Here is a 17,447-nt window from a genome sequence, read left to right as displayed (position 1 = left end):
CCGAGGCGGGCTGCACTGGCAAGCCGGATTCGCGGTTGCTTGGCTTTGAAATCTTATTACAAGCCTCGGCAACAAATCTCTGCTGGAGCCTGGCATGTCCGCTGTTCTTGATCTGGTGCAACTGGCGGCATTCGATGCGCGCGGCGCCGATGGCTTTGATGGCCATGAACAGGTGGCGCTGGTCCGCCATGCCGGCAGCGGCCTGCACGCGATCGTGGCGATCCACAGCACCCATCTGGGGCCGGCGGCTGGTGGTGTGCGGCGCTGGGCCTATGGCAGCGAGGCTGAGGCGCTCACAGATGCGCTGCGCCTGTCGCGCGGCATGAGTTACAAGAATGCCATGGCCGGGCTGGCGGCGGGCGGCGGCAAGGCGGTGATCATCGCGCCAAAGTCTGATTCTGACGCGCCGAAAACCGATGCGCTGTTGACGGCGTTTGGCGATGCGGTGGCGCAATTGGGCGGGCGCTATGTGACCGCCGAGGATGTCGGCATGACCGATCACGACATGGTGGTGGTGGCGCAGCGTACCGCGCATGTGGCCGGCCTGCCGGTGGCGGCGGGCGCGGTGGGCGGCAATCCGGGGCCGTTCACGGCGCGCGGCATCTTGATGGGCCTGAAGGCGGCAGTGCGGCACAAATTGGGGCGCGATGAGCTGAAGGGCTTGCATGTGACGGTGCAGGGCGTCGGCAGCGTTGGCGGCGCCCTGGCGCGCGCGCTGGCCAGTGAAGGCGCACGGCTGACCATTGCCGATGTGGACGAGGCCCGCGCGGTTGCGTTGGCTGCGCAAATCGGTGCGGCACAGGTGCCGGTGGCGGAGATCATGGCCGTGCCCGCCGACGTGTTCAGCCCTAACGCGCTGGGTGCGGTGCTGACCGAGGCCAGCATTGCCGCGCTGGACGTGGCCGTGGTGGCCGGCGCTGCCAACAACCAGCTCGCCACCAATGCCGACGGCGCCCGGCTGGCGGCGCGCGGGATCCTCTATGCGCCGGATTATGTGATCAACGCCGGCGGCATCATCTCGGTGATCGCCGAATATCTCGCCGCCACCAAGGGCCAGCCGGTGACGCTGGCGCAGGTGAATGCACAGGTGGATGCGATCGGGCCACGCCTGGCACAGCTGTTTGTGGATGCCGATGCACAGGGCCTGCCGACCGATGTGGTTGCGGACCGCATGGCGCAAAGGTTGATCGGCCGCTAATCCGCCCGCATCGCTGCCAGTTCCGGCTGGGTGGCGATGGCGGCGGCCGTGTACAGCCGCGCGGCTTCGGCGATGTCGCGGCCCAGGTGCCAATCCAGGATCTGCATGTCGGCCGGGATCGGCGGGATCAGCAGGGCGTCGGCCTGGGCCAGCGCGCTTTCCACCGAACCTTCGCTGGAGACCACCATCGATCGCGACATCACCTCCACCAGGCTGGGGAAGGGCGCCTTCTGCTTGCGGCGCAGCACGATGTCGCGCAGCAACTGGCCCGGCGAGCGCACATCGGCATAGGATGCGCCGATGCGCCATTGCTCGCCCACATTGGCCCGCAGTGCCACCACCACATTCGGCCCGGCCTTGGCGCCGCGCATCGTCGCCACCGGGATATTATCAAGCACGCCGCCATCAACCAGCACATCGCCATCCGCGTTCACGAACGGCGGCAGGATCGTCGGCAGCGATCCCGATGCCCGCACGGCCTCCCACAGCGGCCCGCGCCGGTGGACATAGGGGCGATTGGTGGACAGGTTGGTGGATACCGCGAAATAATTATACGGCAGATCGGCGATATCCTGGCTGCCATAGCGCATCTGCAGTTGCGCATCGAACACGCGCGCATCCAGGAAACTGTGCACCGGGATGGTCACCCGCTTCATCGCCTTCTGATCGATGAACATCTCCTGCATCTGCGCCAGCGTTTCGTCCGCGGTCAGCCCGCGGGCCAGCGCGCCGGCCATGGCGGCGCCGGCGCTGGTGCCGCCGTAGAAATCAATGGGCACGCCATTTTCGATCAGCGCCTGCATTACGCCGATATGGGCGCAGCCCAGCGCGCCGCCGCCGGCCAGCACCACGCCATTGGCCCGCCCGGCGAGGAAACGCGCCACCCGTGCCACATCGCCGGGCTGGTCCAGCGCCAGTTGGTGGTGCAGCTTCACATCGCGGCCATCCAGCCACCGTGCCGCGCCGTTGATCGCTTCACCGGCACGATCCCGCCACAACAGCAGCATCCGGTTGGATGGCAGGAACAGCGGCAACGCATAGGCCTCCAGTGCCGAAAGCCCGCCGTTGCCGCCATGCAGCGGCGCCGCCAGCAGCAGATCATCGGCATTGCGCGCGATGGCCCGGTTCCAGGCCTGATCCGCGCCGCCGCACAAGATGACCCGCCCGGCGCGCAGTTCCAGCTCACCGATCCAGGCCCCGAACGCGCCGCTCTCGACATCGATGCCGGGCGGCAGATCGGCGCGGCCCACCAGCCGCGCCGGCGCCAGCCGGGCCAGCGCCGCCACCAGCCGATCGGCCAGACCCGGCGGCAGCGCCGCGTCGCCGGCTGGCAGCATCGCCACCACCCGGCCGGGCTTGGCCTCCATACTCTGGCCCGCCACGCCCAGTGCCCGCGTGGTGCGCACCAGCCGCCGCGACACCTCGGCCAAAATGCCGTCGCCGATTTCGCGATGGCGGCTGGATACGTCGATCCAGGCGGCGCGGGTCAGCGCGAACACGCTGCTGTCGCGCATGGCCCGCACATCGGCGGTGCGGGTGCCACCGGAAAAAAACGCCAGCTCACCAATGGGTTCGCCGGCCTCGATTTCGGCGACGACCTGGCCATTGGCAAGCTGCACATAAAATCGCCCGGTCGCCACGATGAACAGCGTGTCCGCTGCCTCGCCTTCACGCACCAGCCAATCGCCGCCCTTCACCTGTTGCAGCGTCGCCACCGCCTGCAACGCCGCCAGCGCTGCATCGCTCAGGCTGGAAAAGGTGCCAGCCTTGGCAATCATCGGTGTCATGCGCGCCCCTTTGCGAGACTGCTGCTCCGCTTCATGCGGGCACGCGCACCATGTTCCTCCACGCCGATACCCACCCCATAAAATGGTTTCTTATTTGTAACATTGCGGGTGGTAGTGGCTAACGTCGGTTGTGGTCAAGGGTGGTGGCCGGAAACCCCTGGGCTACAGCAATATGCCGCGATGGGTCCGGGTGTGGCGGCGCTGACGATTTCGCTTTTCGTGGTTCGGAATGACTGTGTAGCAGGGCAGACCATCAGGGCCTTTGTCAGATCGCCAGTTGACCCTGTCTGACAGAACGAGCCACGCGTAGGTGCGCCAATCTGCCAGCCTGATGTGCCGCCAACAGGCAGGCCTGGCCATTACCGAATGACTCTTCAGGCTGATGGATCAGACGACAAAATGGACCTTTGGCTGTTACGCCGTTTCATCTTGTCGTAAGATGTCGACGCTCGTACTTGGAACGCGCAAATATCTTGCATGCAGGCGCCTGGTCAACTTGATGATTTTGTGACGAATTCGTGAATTCTATGTACTGTTCTTGCCGTCCTTATCAAGCTGATATACGATTGGATTCTGATTATTTTTTGAATAATGTAAAAAGCCGTCAAAGCCGGGGGGCGCGGGATGGAAACAGGATCATCAGTGTCGGTGAAGGACGACACTGTTTCAGAACGCATGTTCAATTTGCAATTGAACACGCGTCGGCTCTATGTAATTGGCGGTATTGTTGTTTTGCTGCTTGGCGCATTTGGCTTGGGTATTACCATAAGCCTTGGCGATGGGCCGGAAGCGTTTCAATTCATTGGCCTGCTGATCATCGCAATGGCAGGGCTTGCCACCACAGCGGCCGTTTTTACCGGATTGCGAATGGGCACGCGGCAAGAGGCCTTCGGATTGCCCAATGGTTCGATCCGGGCAATTCTGGCCATTGGCATCATGGTCTTGTTTGTGGTGTTTGCACTGCCTGTCGCGGATCCCGGCCACAATCGCGATCAGCGGGTTTCCGACACGCCGATCATTGCCAATGTGGAAGTGTCCGTCGGCAAGTTGCCCGATGAGGTGGAGCGTTATAAAAATGATACGTTGACTGTCTTTGTCCATGATTATGGCAGGGCGGCACAAATCGACCCAAATGGCATTGTCATTGTGCCGGAACGGCCAGCCCGGATCAGTGTATATAGCAAGACGACCGCCCAGACCCGGGAAGCTGCCGAGGCCAGCAAGCAACTGATTACGGCGCTGGTCACATTGCTGACCAGTATCGTGAGCTTTTATTTTGGCAGCAAGAGCGTGGTCGATGCGACGCGCGATCCTATTGCACCCACCGGACCCAGCGAGGCGACCGTCAACCTCAGGCTGGGAAGCAAGAAGATCTTTGACGAGCTTGGCGTATTGTCCGCCGAGGAGGCGGCCTGGCAAAGTGCCATAGGCGCTACAGAGGTTTTGGTACCGCCCACTAACACCGAAGAACTTGCGCAATTCACCAGGAATATTGACACCGCCAGGGCGAACTTTGCCGCCTATGTGGTCGCCCGCGATGCCGTACGTGCGGCGCTCGCGCAGGTTGATCAGGCCCTCGAGGCCGTGCGCAATGACAATGATGCGCGCACGCGCGTGGTGAAGGAGGCCGAAGCCAAGCGGTTCCTGGACAGTGCCAACGGCGATATCGTCAAGATGCGCGACGCCGCAGAGGCCACGCGCGCTGCCGTGTCGCGCCTGACCCCGGTGGAGGGCTGAAACATGGCGATTTACCGCGTCACCGCATCGCTTTTGCATTTGCGCACGTCAGCGGATCGGGCGTCCAATTCCCTGGCGATCATGAAGGCTGGCACAATCATATCCGGCACCGCTGATGACAGCCCAACCCCCGGTTGGACCCGGGGGAGATGGAACGGTATTGAGGGCTATGCCGCCAGTCAATTTCTGGAACGGCTTGCGGCGCTCGATCCTGTACCAGTGACGGTCGGCCCGCCGGTGAACGTCGATCGCCGCGATGTCGATATGGCGAAGCTCCATCCGATTGTGCGCGACAGCGTCGCCCAATTGCTGCGTGTGCTGAATGACAAGGCGATGCCGTTCAGGGTTTTCGAGGCGTATCGCGCCCCAGAGCGACAGCGCCATCTCCATGCGCAGGGCCGCAGCCGCCCGGGAATGATCATCACGAGGGCCAGAGCATGGGAATCCTATCATCAATATGGCCTGGCTGCTGATATCGTATTGTTTGTAGAGGGAAAATGGAGCTGGGACACATCGGGCGCCCGCGCTGCAATGTGGAAGGAGCTGCAGGTGGCGGCAGCCAGCCTTGGCCTGGAAACTCTGAGTTTCGAACGCCCGCACGTGCAGCTGAAAGGCGTTGCCCTTTCGCAATTGCTAGCCGGCCGGATGCCTGACGGCGGCGATGTCTCATGGTTCAATGCCTTGAGCGAAGCCGCCGCGCGGTGGACAGCCGCCGGTGGCAGTCCACCGCCGCCATCAGGCCTGTTGGCAGAGCGTCCGCCGCTGGATCAACTGGCAAGCTGAGGCCGGTCAGATGGTCAATAATCCCGTGTCCAGCGCACCGATGCGCTGGTGCCGCCCAGTGTGGCCACGCTGCTGAGCACCGACAAGGACCGGGTCAGCCCGATTTCGATGCTGGTGGCGGTGTAGCCGGCGGCGTCGGTCGCGATTTCCACATAGACGTTGCGGCCGAGATATTGCCCGGCGGCGACCGTGGTGCGGCGGCCGGTGGCGATATCGGCGGGCAGGATGCGCAGACGGTCGATGCCCAGCCCGCGGCTGACGGCGCCGATCGGGTTGAAGCCGCCGCCGCTGCCGCCGCGCAGGGAGGCGAGCGCGCCGGCCAACTGGATGGCTTCCGGCGCCGACAGATCGGTGACGCGGGCGCCGAACAGCACGCGCGACAGCACTTCGTCTTCGGGCAGCGCCGGCACCGAACTGAAGGCGATTTGCGGGCGCTGCGCGGTGCCATCGATATTGAGCAGCGCGGTAAAGCCGTTGGCGGCGCTTTCGGCGGCCACCGCGATGATCGGATCGGGCGGATAGCCGCCGACGAAGCGGATATCGCCGCGGGTGAGCACGAAGCGTTTGCCGGCAAAATCATAATCGCCGCGCACCAGTTGCACCCGGCCGAACACTTCAGGCGCAGTGGCGCCGCCGCGCAGCCGTACATCGGCCTGCCATTCGCTGTTGATGCCCATGCCGGTCACCTTCAGGTTGCGATCGGCGGTGATGTTGAGATTGTACAGCCAGCGGGTGGGCGCCACATATTGCACGATGCGGCGGCCCAGCACCCGGGTGTTCTTTTCGGTCACGGTCAGCACCGGCACATCGGCGGCGCCGGTGCGGCCGATGCGATATTCGGCGCGGGACAGCCGGATCGGGCCGGAGACAACGCCGCCATATTCATCGGTCGCGATCCGGATCTGGCCGCTGCCGGTGGCGGTGATGTCGTCGCGGCCCAGGATGGCGGCGTCCTTCAAGGTCACGCGGATGTCCATCGGGAAACCGCGTTCGTAACTGAGATCGATCTTGCCTGAGCCCGCGATGCTGCCACTCCCTGAAGTGCCGGAGAAGCGGGTGAGTTCGAGCACCGAGGCGGTGAACCGCGCATCCAGGCTGGCGTTGGTGGCCACCGCGCCGATCACCGGCACTTCGACACGGGCATCGCGGGCCTGGATGCGCCCCGCCACCTGTGGATCGCCCAGCGTGCCGGACACATCGGCGGCCAGTTGCACATCGCCGCGCACATCAAGCGCGGTGAGACCCGAAAGCCCCCAGAAATCCTGCGCCGGGCCGGCGTAGCGCAACTGGCCGGTGACGCTGGCGGCGAACAGACGCGGCACCAGCGCTGAGGTGACTGCGCCGTCGGCATCGATGGTGCTGCCGGGAAACGGCCCGAGCCGGGCCTGGGCGCGGCCTTCGATCTTGCCGGCGCGCACAACGACGGCGCGCAGCACCGTGCCGTCGGCGCCCAAGGCTGCGTTCAGGCCGACATCGATGGGTGTGGAGGTGGCAGCAACCGTGCTGCGCGACAGGCCGTTGAGGCGCAGGGCTGCGGTGCCGGTGGGTGTGGCGCCGCTCGTCTGGCGCAGCGCCAGCGTGCCCGACACGCGGCCGATCAGATTGAGCGAGGGATAGGCGATGGCGATCATCTGCAGCGACACCTTGTCGAGCCGGGCGTCGATGCGCTTGATATTACCCCAATCACCGGACACTTCGGCATTGCCGAGCGTGCTGGTGAGGGTGACCGGTGCAAGGTGCCAGCCGGCATCATCATTGGTGATCACGGCCGGTTCGGCCAACTGCGCCGTGCGTCCGGCGTAATCGCCGCCGGCGGCCACTTCGTAGCGCCCCGGGGCAATTTTGGCGGTGAAGGCCAATTTGAAGGCCTCGCCGCTGATGCCGGCAAGATCGAGGCGAGCGGTGCCACGGCCATCGACCAGCCGGATGCTGCCGGTGGCGGTATCGAGCAGCAGGCTGCCGCGTTCGAGGCCGGTGAGCGCCATGTCGCCGGTCAGATCGGCGCCGGCGGCGGCGAGCAGCAGCCGCGCGTTGATGCTCAGCCGGTCGATGCTGACCGGCGTGGCGGCGGCAAGGCGGACGTTGCTGCCAGCAAATTTCATCGTCGCGGTCTGCACGGTCTGCTCGCCAGCCGCTGTCGCCAGCACGGCGCTGCCGGTCAGGCCCTGGCCATCGACGGTTAGCGTGCCGGCAAACGGGCCAAAATCGGTTTGGGACAATTGCCCGCGCGCCACGAAGCCGGCGACGGCCAAGCGCGCCACATCCAGCGTGACGCGCGGATCGAGCCCAAGCCCGGCCGCAAGCGTGACCAGACCGGCCGCGGATTGGCCGTTGGCGTCGATCTGCCAGATGCCGCCGCTGCGATTGATCTGCGCCGCGACATTGCTGAAGCCATAGCCGGGGCGGGGCAATTGCGCGCTGATCTGCGGGGTGTCGAGCGTGCCGCGCGCGCCAATCGTGAACGGCCCCCAATCGCGGCTCCGGCCGGTGGCGGCAAGGTTGATGGCACCGCCAGGTTGCCAGCCGGCGCTGCCCTGCGCGGTGAGGCGCGGCGCGGTGACGGCAAGATCGGCCAGGGTGACAACAAGGCCGGGCGCGAGGTTGAAGCGCCCGGCCAGCACGGCCGGACCGCCAGCAAGTTTGGCGACCGTGCCGGGCGGAATATTTGCGGCGTTGAGCCGGAAGCCGCCGTTGCCGACGACGCTGCGGTTGCCAGGCCCGCGTTGCAGGCTGGCGGTGAAGATCCCATCGCTGCTGCCGATCTGGGGCACGGCCCAGGCGCGGACGTTGCCGGCCAATTTGGTCGCCCAGACGCCGGTGGCTGGCCGATAGGCGGCGCTGCCGGTCACCTGCACCGGGCCGCTGCCGGCGCGCAGCGCCTGCACCAGCAATTGGCCCTGTTCCCAGCGCAACTGGCCATTGCCGCGCCAGGCCCCGGCGATGGGGTCCAAGGTTTCGGTCAGGCCGCCAACGCTGGCGACGCTGGCCTGCACCGGCATGCGCAGCGGGCGGTCCTGCAGATCGGCGATGCCGGCGATGCTCACCGTGCCGAGCACGACGCCTGCGGGGCCGCCCCCGGAACTGCCGACACCCAGCGATTTCAGCATCAGCCGCGCATCCACCAGCGGCGCCAGCAGCGGCCCGGCGGCCTTGGCGGTGAGCACCAGCCCCTGCAAGCCAAGGTCGCGGGCCAGCGCAGCGCTGTCGGCCAGCGTCAGGCGGCCTTCTGTGTCGGCCAATTGTTCGCTGGCGCGGTTGATGCGGCCGCTGGCGGTGGCGGAAAGGGCGCTGCCGGCCAGGGTGATCCGGGTTTGCAGCGTGTCGGCATCGGGCACGACCTGTGCGGTGACGCCCAGGCCGCCGTTCAGCAGCGCCGCGACACTGCCCGACAGCAATTGCGCCGGATCGATGCGGCCGGCGGCGGTGATCTTGCCGTCGCGGGCCACCAAGGCGAGATCAATCAGTGCCGTCGTGGCGGGGCCCATGGAGGCGCTGATCTTGCCGTCCCAGCGTTGCCAGCGGCCGTCGCCATTGGCCGTGATGTCGATCTGGCCCGGCAGACCGGCAAGGGTGGTGACGAGGCCACCGGCCGGTGCCATCAGCTTGGCGGCGAGCTTGAACCGGTCGGCATCCGGCTCGGCATCGAGCAGCAGATCGAGCGTGTCGCCGCCGCTGCCATCCAGCATGCGCGCCTGCAGCGCGAGTTTTGCGCGGCCCGTTTCAATATCGATGCGGCCACCCGCCGTCAGCGTGCGGGCCTTGCCGGCAAGGCCGTCGGCCAGTTCCAGCCGCTGAATCGACAGCGCGGCGATGGCGATGTCCTGCTTGGGCAGCAGCCGCGGGTCCTTGCTGGGCAGCAGATCGGGCCAGCGCGCGATGCGGGCGGTGCCGGCCGTCACCTCGCGGGCTTCGAAACGGTTGCCGAGCAATTTCAACGGCTGCCAATCCAGTTCGAGCCGATCGATGCTGGCAAACTGCCCGCGCGGGTCGTGCGCGGTCACGCCGATCAGCGTGGCGCGGGTCCACAGGCTGCCCTCGATGCGCTGCACGCGGAAATACAGGCCGGATTCCAGGCTGATGCCGGGGATTTGCCGCGCCAGGAGTGCGCGGCCGGGCGGCGTATCGAGCGCGAACGGCAGGGCGGCCAGCAACGCCAGCAACAGTGCGGGCAGCAGCCACAACCAGCGTTTCTTCATGCGCGCCGCCATCAGAAGGCCTGGCCGATGGAGACATAAAAGACGATGCGCGGGTCGTTCGGCTGTGGGTTGACCGGCGTCGCGATGTCGATGCGTACCGGGCCGAAGCCGGTGTAGAAGCGCGCGCCAATGCCGGCGCCGAGCGACAGCCGGTCAAAGGCCGGGGTGGTGCCGGTGGACACTTCGCCGGCATCGATGAAGGCGGCCAGCCCCAAATCCTGGCCAAAGGCCTGGAAGCGGTAGCGGCCTTCAACGGCGAGTTCGGTGACGCTGTTGCCGCCCGTCGGCACATTGTCGGCATTGCGCGGGCCGACGCCCTGAAACACATAACCGCGCACCGAACCGCCGCCGCCCGCATAAAATCGCCGGTCCGGCGCGATGACGCCGCGGCTGGCGCCAACGATGCTGCCGATGTGGAAGCGGCCGGCGACGACGAAATCGCCGAACGGCTGATAGGCGGTGGCTTCGGCCTGCGCCTTCACATAATTGAAGTTCGTGCGTTCACGCAGGGTGATTTCCGGCGACAGGCGCGCGGTCAGCCGAAAGCCACGCGACGGGTTGAGCAGATCATCCGACTTGTCCCAGGTGATGCTCATCGGCAGCGCGGCCACGGTGAAGGTGCGGCGCGGATCGCCGCGCACCGATCGGTCGCGCTGGTTGGTGACCAGCGCCTGCGCGCCGATGCTCCAGGTCCAGTCCTTTTGCCAGAGGATGTTCGATTCGCGCGCCAGCACCGCGGTGATGCCCAGCGTTTCGGCGGCAAAGGCGAATTGCTGTGACGCGGTCAGGCCGCCGCTGATCAGCAATTGCCGGTCGCGCTGGCCGAAATTGCGTTTGCGCAGTTCGACCTGCGCCACTTGTTCGCGCTCGGCGGCAACGACACGGCCGGTCAGCGCGCCTTCGGGCGGGAACAGGTTGCGGTGGGTCCAGGTGCCTTCGACCCGCACGCCCTGGCCCGTGGAATAGCCGCCGGCCAGCCCGATGGAGCGCGGCGGCGCGGCTTCACTGTCGATTTCCAGATCGACCGCTTGCTGGCCGTCTTCCAGAACCGGGCCTTCGACGGCCTTTATCGCGATGGCGCCAAACAGGCCGGTTTGCACCAGCGCGCGGCGCAGATCCTCGCGGCCGGCATTGCTGTAACGATCGCCGGGCTGGAAGCGGCTGAGCAGGCTGATGTGGTCGCTGTCCATACCCGCGACCGCGTCATCGCTGCGGATGGTGCCGAACACGCCGCGACGGCCGAGATCGATGCGCTGGGTGAGCGTGGCATCGCGGGAGGCGTGATCGATGATGATATCGGGCGGTGCGATGCGCGGGAACGGATAGCCGGCGTCCGCAAGCCGGGCCGGCAGCGCATCCTGCGCGGATTGCACACGCGAAGCTTCCACCGCATCACCGATGCGGATCGGCAGCAGGCGCGAGACGATGCGGGCGGGATCCGCCATCGTCGTTGCGGCTCTATTGTCCGGCGGCAGGATGCTGATGTCGGCAAAGGCATAAAGCGGCCCGGGATCCACGCTGATCGTCACCACGCTGTCACGCTGGCCGGGGGCAGGCGGGGTGACGCTGGTTTGCACCGTGCTGCCATAATGGCCGATGGAGCGCAGCAGCAGCTCGGCCAGATCGCGATCTTCGGCGATGCGGCGGCTGAGCTGGGCAATATTGGTGTCCTCGCCGCGGTGGCGGTACAGGCTGGACAAAGCGCGGAATTCATCATCGAGGCCGAGCGGCGCAAGGCCTTGTTCCTCGACGCGATAGCGGATGGCGGCGGCCGTCATTTCGGGTTCGCCGCTGGTGGTGGATGCGACATCGGGCCACGCCACATCGTCGCCGCCTGGCAGATCGGGCAGCGGTGCATCGGGGGATGCGATCGGCTCGGCCGGCGCCGTGGGGGCCGGCTCTGTGGCTGGCTGTGGCGCTGGCTGTGGGGCTGCATCAACGGGTTCAATGGGTTGCGCCGGCGGCTGGGCTTCTGCGGGCAGCACGGGCTGTGCGGCCGCATGGGCGCCAGCGAGGCCGCTGGCAGCAAGCAGGATCAGGGCGACACGCACGTTCATGCTGGTAGCCGATGTGCCAACCACAAGCCAATGGGCAAGCCGCTGGCCAGAACGGCCGCGCTGGTGCATGGGCAGCACCATGGCCAGTCCACCCCCTTCAACCCGGCCGCCGCAGCGTGGCGGCGGTGTCTTCATCGCGCTGGGCCTGGTGCTGGGCGCCGGGTTCGGCATGGCCCTGGGTGAACCATCGCTGGGCCTGATGGTTGGCTTGGGGGTCGGCGTCGCCCTGGCGTTTGGCATGGCGGTGCTGGACCGGCGCTGAACAGCGCTTGGCCCGTGGCCGGGCTTTGTGCCAAAGCGCGATCAGGGTTGAGGATATCCGGCGATGGCCAGCGGCTTGTTTGCACTGCTCGATGATGTCGCGGCCATTGCCAAGGTGGCGGCGGCCGGCGTCGATGATCTGGGCACCATGGCGGCGGCCAGCATGGACGACACTGCTGCGGCGGCGATGAAGGCATCGGCCAAGGCCGCCGGTGTGGTGATCGATGATGCTGCCGTCACGCCGCGCTATGTCGTCGGCTTTGCCGCCGAACGTGAAATCCCCATCGTCGCCAAGATTGCCAGGGGCAGCATCAGGAACAAGCTTTTGATCCTGCTGCCGGGCGCGCTGGCGCTGTCGTATTTTCTTCCCGTCGCCATCACGCCGCTGCTGATGGCGGGCGGGGCGTTTCTTTGTTACGAAGGCGCTGAAAAATTGTGGGAAAAATTCAGCCCGCCCGATGCCGGTGCCGTGGCTGGCCCGATCCTGAGCGCCGGTGAGCGCGAAAAGACCATGGTGGCGGGCGCCATCCGCACCGATCTGATCCTGTCGGGGGAGATCATGGCGATCGCGCTGGGCACCGTGGAAGATCAGCCGATCGGCGAACAAGCGATCGCGCTGCTGGTGGTGGCGTTGGGCATCACCGCCCTGGTCTATGGTGTGGTGGCGTTGATCGTGAAGGCCGATGATTTCGGCGTTTACCTCGCGCGCAAGAAGAATGGCGCGGTCGCAGCCTTCGGGCGCGGGCTGGTGGCCGGCATGCCGGGTTTCCTGTGGTTGCTGGCCTGGGTCGGGCTGGCGGCGATGCTGTGGGTGGGCGGCCATATCCTGATCGATGGCCTCTACAAGCTGGGTTTCGCGCCGCCGCATGATGTGCTGCATGCCGGCATGCATGCGGTCGAAGGCGCCGGCGGCTTTGCGGTGTGGCTGGCGGAGGCTGGCGGCGCTGGCGTGTTCGGGCTGGCGGTCGGCGCGGTGATCGTGGCGGTGCTGCACAGGCTGCCAAAGCGCAGCGCCGAAGCCGCACATTGACGGTTTCGGCCGCCATGTGTATTGGTTATACAATACACGGGAGCAGACAAGCATGAGAGACGCGCTGATTGCCATTTTACTGTGCGGTGTCGCTGTGGCGGCGTGCGAGGCAAACCAGGCCGACAAGCCGGAACCGCTGGAGATCAGCGCCGATTTCGCTGCCGATCTGGAAAAGGACGTGAAGGCCGACGGCGGTGAGGCCGGCGTGCAGTTTCGCGCCGATACCGAGGGCGGCGAGATGCAGGTCAAGCTGCCCGGCGGTATCGAGGGTCGCATCAAGCTGCCCGAGGGCCTCGACAACGACAGCAAATTCGATCTCGACGGGGTTGGCCGTTATCCGGGCGCCAAGTTGACCGGGGTGGACGTGAACGCCTTCGGCAGGGACGACAAGACGCGCGCCAGGGTGCAACTGGGCTTCACCGCGCCGGGCAGCGCCGATACGGTGGCCGACTGGTATGAGAAAGCCTTTGCCGCCAAGGGCCGCAGCGTGTTGCGATCGGGCACCAATTTGTCGACGACGACCAGCGATGGCGAACCGTTGCAGATGGCGCTGCGCGATGGGCCGGGCGGGATTGCGCGCGGGCAGATCGTCATCCGCAACGAGAAGAAGAACTGATTACAGGCTGCGCGCGGCAAACGTATCGCAACTGTCCACCTGGCCCGAATTCAGCCCGCGTTGCAGCCAGCGGGTGCGCTGGGCCGACGTGCCATGGGTGAAATTCTCCGGGTTCACCCGGCGGCCACCCTGCTGCTGCAACCGGTCATCGCCGATGGCAGCGGCGGCGCGCAGGCCTTCCTCGATATCGCCGGGCTCCAGCAATTGCTTGTTGTGAAACGCCCACACGCCGGCCAGGCAATCGGCCTGCAGTTCCTGGCGCACCGACAGCGCATTGCCTTGCGCCTTGCCAGCCGCACGCCGCGCCTTCTGCACCTGCGCCGAAACGCCAAGCACCGTCTGGATATGATGGCCGACCTCGTGCGCGATCACATAGGCGGCAGCAAAATCGCCGGGCGCCCCGAAGCGCGTGGACAGTTCGTTGAAGAAGCTGCTGTCGAGATAGACGCTGCGGTCGGCCGGGCAATAGAATGGCCCCATGCCGCTATCGGCCGGGCCGCAGCCGGAGCTGATCTGGCCGGCAAACAGCGTCAGCTTGGGCTGCGGATAGGGCTGGCCAAGCTGTTCGGGAAACAACCGGTCCCAGGTGCGTTCGGTGTTGACCAGCACGGCGGAAATGAAGCGATCATGTTCGCCATCCAGCGCGGCGGCCTGACGCGGCGCTGCAACCTGCGGCTGGCCGACACTGCTGCCACCGACGCCGCCAGCCGCGCCCAGCAATTCCAGCGGGTTGACCCCGAACACCAGGCCGATCACCACGACCACGGCGATGGTGCCCAGGCTCATCCTGCCGCCGCCGATGGCAAAGGGCAGGCCACCCAGCCCGCGTCCTCGCCCACCACCGCCGCCTTCGCCGCGGCGATCAATGATGTTGCGGCTCTCGCCTTCGTCGTCGAGCTTCATGCCCGTCCCTACCGCGTGCGGGCAGGGCTGGCCAGCGCGGCCTCGACGAGCAGCGCGATGCGGGTGCCGGCCTTGGCGACCTGGTCGCGCAGTGGCGGCGTGGCCGCGCTGATATAGGCCGAGGTGACCTTGCCGCGCGCATTGCGGGAACGCGATTCGGGCGGAATCGGGCAGGTGTCGGGGTAATCCTGCAGTTCCGGGTAGGCGATGGTGCGCGAGATTGCCCAGGCCTCCTGCGCCCAGATCGCCACCTTCCCGGCGGTATCGGGCGGTCCGCCGGTCCATTCCCGGCGCTGCGCCGCCGTAATGCTGGCGGGCGTGATCGCCGGCGGCTCGGTAAGGGCACGTTCGGCCAATTCGCCATCCCAGATGCGGTGCAGGTTCATGCGATCGGGCGCCTTGACGCCATAATCGGCGCGCACCTGGTTGCCGCCGAGATCGGATTTGTCACCCAGGTGCAGCGGTTGGTGCATGTCCCCGACAAAATGCACCAGAAACGCCAGCGCCTGCAGGCGTTCGTGGGCGGGCAGGCTGCGGTTGGCCAAAATGGCCTGCTGGCGCGGGATCTGCGCGGTCACGCAATCGCCGTTCGGGCATTTGGCGTTGATGTCGAACGCGTCGCACACGCTGATATTCTGATAATGCCAGGGGGCCGAAAAACCGAAGCGGCCATCGGGCAGCGCGCGCACGCAATCGGGCCACACCGATGCATCCTCGATGCTGGCCAGCGGGCAGGGCGTGTTGAGGGCCGGTGCAGCGCGCAGCAGCGCGCGGATTTCGCGGCGCGCCGATGGCGACAATTGCGCATCGGCGATGCTGGCTGTCAGTCGATGGGCATAACCGCCCCAGGCCAGCGCCGGCGCTGGCAGCAGCAGCAGAACGGGCAGCAGCAGGCGGATCATGCGACGAATCATGCCCCCGTGCATGGCGCACCTGCGTTACGCTGGCGAGACAGGCGCAGTGTCGCTATGAATGGGGCTTGTAAAGTCGCCTCCGGCCCGCACATGCGTCGTGCGACCATGAGTTCGGCCAAAGAGTTCGGAATGACAATGCGTGATCCCTATCTGGTGCTGGGCGTACCCAAGACCGCCAACGAAGCCGATATCAAGAAGGCGTTCCGCCGGATCGCCAAGGACAACCACCCCGATCGCCATGCCGACAATCCGGCGGCGCTGGAACGATTTAAAGAAGCCAACAGCGCCTATGAACTGCTGTCGGACACCGCCAAGCGCAGTCAGTTCGACCGCGGCGAGATCGGCCCTGATGGCCAACCGCGGGGTCCCTTTGCCGGGGGCGGCGGTGGTTTCTCTGGCGGTGGTGGCTTCAGTGGCGCCGGTTTCGGCAACCGCAGCGAAGGCGATTTCGCTCAGGGTGCCGATGATCTGTTTGCCGAATTGTTCGGCGGCCGCGGCGCCTTTGGCGGCGCCGGCGGACGCGGTTTTCGTACCCAGGTGCGCGGGCCGGATGTCGCCTATCGGTTGACAGTGCCGTTCAGTGATGCCGTGCAACTGGCGCCGCAACGCGTCACGCTTCGCAGCGGCCAGACCATCGAGATCAAGCTGCCGGCCGGCCTTGAATCCGGCAAGCAGGTGCGGCTGGCCGGCAAGGGCGAGCCCGGCCCCGGCGGCCCCGGCGATGCCATCGTCACCATCGAGATCGCGCCGCACCGCGTGCTGGAACGCGATGGCGATGATGTGCGGCTGGCGCTGCCGATCCGCCTCGATGAAGCGGTGCTCGGCGCCAAGGTGCGCATGCCGACGGCCGAAGGCACGGTAACGCTTACCATCCCGGCCGGCACGACATCGGGCAAGATGTTCCGGCTGAAAGGCCGCGGGTTCCGGCGCAGCGATGGCACGCGCGGTGATCAGTTGGTGACGGTGATGATCGACATCCCGGCCGACCACGCCGCGCTGAAGGCCTTTGCCGAAACCTATATCGATGGCCGCGATCCGCGCGCGGCCATCGATCTTTGATGGCAGAAGCGGCCGACGTTCCGCGATGGTGGAGGCGCTGGCCGCTGCGGCGGATCGTCATCGATGCCATCAATGGCACGTTTGAAAACGGTTTCACCCACGCCGGCAATCTGGCCTATCTCAGCCTGGTGACGCTGTTTCCGTTCGTCATCCTGCTTGCCTTCATCGCCGGCATCATCGGTCGCACCAGCGATGGCCTGGCGGCGGTGGAGGCGTTTCTGGTGGCGCTGCCGCCCGGCGTTGCCGATCTGGTCGGGCCGGCGGTGCATGATGTGATCAAGACCCCGGCCAGCGGCGGGGTGATCACCTTTGGCGTGCTGGTGGCGCTGTGGACATCGTCGGGCGTGCTGGTGACGCTGCGCGCCATGGTGTCCCAGGCCTATGGCACCACATCGGCGATACCGTTCTGGCGCTGGCGGCTGGTCGGCCTTGCCGAAGTGCTGGGGCTGGTGCTGATCCTGCTGCTGGCCTTTGGCGCGCAGGTGGTGGTGACCGGCGCCGAAACCTTCGTGTTCAATCTGATGCCGTTGGCGGCCAATATCTTCCCCATGCTGGGTGTGCAGCGGGTGGTGCCGGCGCTGCTGCTGTTCCTGGCGCTGTGGGCGCTGTTCGGCCAATTATGCCCGCGCAAATATCGCACGGCACCGAGCTGGCCGGGTGCGCTGGCCACCACTCTGGCCTGGACGATCACCACACTGGCGCTGCCGCAGGCGCTCAGCCTGCTTGGCGGCTATGACCGCACCTATGGCAGCCTGGCCGGGGTGATCATCGCGCTGTTGTATTTCTACATCATCGGCTTGGGCCTGGTGCTGGGTGCGCAGGTGAACGCCGCGCTGGGCCGGGCGCGGCTGGAAATTGCCGCAAATGCCAAGTAAGCCAAAATTATCAGCTGGAGAGACAGACATA

13 protein-coding genes are annotated in these 17,447 nt (G+C 66.3%); 8 read left to right on the top strand and 5 right to left on the bottom strand.

Annotation, left to right across the window (positions count from 1 at the left end; genetic code table 11):
- The first annotated feature begins 94 nt into the window (after nucleotides 1-94).
- Entirely contained in the window at nucleotides 95-1,198 is a 1,104-nt protein-coding gene (locus tag ACTIEZ_RS10085) for a Glu/Leu/Phe/Val dehydrogenase dimerization domain-containing protein (protein WP_439546547.1), read from the top strand.
- Here the strand turns inward: ACTIEZ_RS10085 and ACTIEZ_RS10080 are convergent.
- Nucleotides 1,195-2,985 carry a patatin-like phospholipase family protein gene (locus ACTIEZ_RS10080; protein WP_439546546.1) on the bottom strand — a complete coding sequence of 597 codons (1,791 nt, stop codon included), beginning with the start codon at nucleotides 2,983-2,985 and terminating at the stop codon, nucleotides 1,195-1,197. The genes ACTIEZ_RS10085 and ACTIEZ_RS10080 overlap by 4 nt on opposite strands.
- A gap of 648 nt (nucleotides 2,986-3,633) precedes the next feature.
- Between ACTIEZ_RS10080 and ACTIEZ_RS10075 the strand changes: the two genes are divergently transcribed.
- Together ACTIEZ_RS10075 and ACTIEZ_RS10070 are read left to right on the top strand one after the other, a co-directional pair.
- Nucleotides 3,634-4,722, top strand: a complete 1,089-nt coding sequence (locus tag ACTIEZ_RS10075) for a tripartite tricarboxylate transporter TctB family protein (RefSeq protein WP_439546545.1) — start codon at nucleotides 3,634-3,636, stop codon at nucleotides 4,720-4,722.
- Between the two features lie 3 nt (nucleotides 4,723-4,725).
- Nucleotides 4,726-5,505 carry a M15 family metallopeptidase gene (locus ACTIEZ_RS10070; RefSeq protein WP_439546544.1) on the top strand — a complete coding sequence of 260 codons (780 nt, stop codon included), beginning with the start codon at nucleotides 4,726-4,728 and terminating at the stop codon, nucleotides 5,503-5,505.
- Between the two features lie 14 nt (nucleotides 5,506-5,519).
- Here the strand turns inward: ACTIEZ_RS10070 and ACTIEZ_RS10065 are convergent, their stop codons facing one another.
- Nucleotides 5,520-9,701 (bottom strand): translocation/assembly module TamB domain-containing protein, encoded by a 4,182-nt coding sequence (locus tag ACTIEZ_RS10065; protein ID WP_439546543.1) that lies wholly within the window; start codon nucleotides 9,699-9,701, stop codon nucleotides 5,520-5,522.
- A gap of 11 nt (nucleotides 9,702-9,712) precedes the next feature.
- Entirely contained in the window at nucleotides 9,713-11,758 is a 2,046-nt protein-coding gene (locus ACTIEZ_RS10060; protein ID WP_439546542.1) for a BamA/TamA family outer membrane protein, read from the bottom strand.
- A gap of 79 nt (nucleotides 11,759-11,837) precedes the next feature.
- Between ACTIEZ_RS10060 and ACTIEZ_RS10055 the strand changes: the two genes are divergently transcribed.
- From ACTIEZ_RS10055 to ACTIEZ_RS10045, 3 genes are all read left to right on the top strand, one after another.
- On the top strand, nucleotides 11,838-12,020 hold the full coding sequence (locus ACTIEZ_RS10055) for a hypothetical protein (protein WP_439546541.1): 183 nt from the start codon (nucleotides 11,838-11,840) through the stop codon (nucleotides 12,018-12,020).
- Between the two features lie 63 nt (nucleotides 12,021-12,083).
- Nucleotides 12,084-13,049 (top strand): DUF808 domain-containing protein, encoded by a 966-nt coding sequence (locus tag ACTIEZ_RS10050; RefSeq protein ID WP_439546540.1) that lies wholly within the window; start codon nucleotides 12,084-12,086, stop codon nucleotides 13,047-13,049.
- Between the two features lie 52 nt (nucleotides 13,050-13,101).
- Nucleotides 13,102-13,665 carry a hypothetical protein gene (locus ACTIEZ_RS10045; protein WP_439546539.1) on the top strand — a complete coding sequence of 188 codons (564 nt, stop codon included), beginning with the start codon at nucleotides 13,102-13,104 and terminating at the stop codon, nucleotides 13,663-13,665.
- Here ACTIEZ_RS10045 and ypfJ read toward each other — a convergent pair whose 3' ends face one another.
- Both ypfJ and ACTIEZ_RS10035 read right to left on the bottom strand, forming a co-directional pair.
- Nucleotides 13,666-14,568 carry a KPN_02809 family neutral zinc metallopeptidase gene (gene ypfJ, locus ACTIEZ_RS10040; RefSeq protein ID WP_439546538.1) on the bottom strand — a complete coding sequence of 301 codons (903 nt, stop codon included), beginning with the start codon at nucleotides 14,566-14,568 and terminating at the stop codon, nucleotides 13,666-13,668.
- Between the two features lie 8 nt (nucleotides 14,569-14,576).
- Nucleotides 14,577-15,470 carry a S1/P1 nuclease gene (locus tag ACTIEZ_RS10035; protein WP_439546537.1) on the bottom strand — a complete coding sequence of 298 codons (894 nt, stop codon included), beginning with the start codon at nucleotides 15,468-15,470 and terminating at the stop codon, nucleotides 14,577-14,579.
- A gap of 147 nt (nucleotides 15,471-15,617) precedes the next feature.
- Here ACTIEZ_RS10035 and ACTIEZ_RS10030 point away from each other — a divergent pair, with 147 nt between their 5' ends.
- Together ACTIEZ_RS10030 and ACTIEZ_RS10025 are read left to right on the top strand one after the other, a co-directional pair.
- Nucleotides 15,618-16,541, top strand: coding sequence for a DnaJ C-terminal domain-containing protein (locus tag ACTIEZ_RS10030; protein WP_439546593.1), 924 nt, complete (start codon nucleotides 15,618-15,620; stop codon nucleotides 16,539-16,541).
- Nucleotides 16,541-17,416 (top strand): YihY/virulence factor BrkB family protein, encoded by an 876-nt coding sequence (locus ACTIEZ_RS10025; RefSeq protein ID WP_439546536.1) that lies wholly within the window; start codon nucleotides 16,541-16,543, stop codon nucleotides 17,414-17,416. Before ACTIEZ_RS10030 ends, ACTIEZ_RS10025 begins: the two co-directional genes overlap by 1 nt.
- Nucleotides 17,417-17,447: the final 31 nt, after the last annotated feature.

This window comes from Sandarakinorhabdus sp., assembly GCF_051860625.1.
Classification (GTDB): domain Bacteria; phylum Pseudomonadota; class Alphaproteobacteria; order Sphingomonadales; family Sphingomonadaceae; genus Sandarakinorhabdus.
The sequence above is the reverse complement of the archived record's forward strand: the minus strand, read 5'-3'. Positions and strand labels throughout refer to the sequence as shown.